Origin of the sequence: Ruoffia sp. FAM 24228, from assembly GCF_045528575.1 — a bacterium.
GTDB lineage: Bacteria > Bacillota > Bacilli > Lactobacillales > Aerococcaceae > Ruoffia > Ruoffia halotolerans.
Window position 1 is genome coordinate 1 of sequence record NZ_JBGQQZ010000154.1, and the last position, 581, is coordinate 581.

Annotated in this window: 1 pseudogene; it reads right to left on the minus strand. The window is 38.0% G+C overall.

From position 1 onward, the window contains the following. A pseudogene (locus tag ACEN33_RS12465) lies at window positions 1-151 on the minus strand (RluA family pseudouridine synthase); the annotation flags it as partial. Between the last annotated feature and the right edge of the window lie 430 nt (window positions 152-581).

A 581-nucleotide genomic window follows, 5' to 3' on the forward strand; every position in this document is an offset into this window, starting at 1 on the left:
TCGTTTTACTTTCGGTTAGCCAAGATTCTATCTTCCCCTGGGGTTTGCGAACGACGCCTTCAACCAACGCAGTATAGATGCGTTCTTTGACAATCGTGTGCCAGTTTTCTTGCAATTTTTCTTTAACGTCTTCGGTTTTGGCGTAAATCATTACGCCGGATGTGTCGCGATCAAGGCGGTGCACGAGAAGATACGGTTACGACGGTTGCCTTCTTGGACGTATTTTTTACACGAACGCTTGTTAATTGAGTAAAGAAACATATTTGTCACAATAATTTTTTCAAAGTTTGAGGATAGAAATTATTAATTTACTCATATAGTTCTTGGTATTGTATTTGCTAATGATGAATGGAGATACTTTTGATATATATTTATAGACTGATTTTCTTCTAGGCTCCTAACATGACAAGCTTAGTGCTTAATTTATCTAAACGCTTTTCTAATTCATTTAAATAGGGAGCGTCAAGAAGTTTGTGTAAATAAAGAATTCCTTCTGTAAAAAAATCAGCTCTCTGCTAGTGTTCCAAACATTTCCCATAGCTCTGCTTCAGCTTGCTGGAAACCGCGGTGGCTTCGGGTTA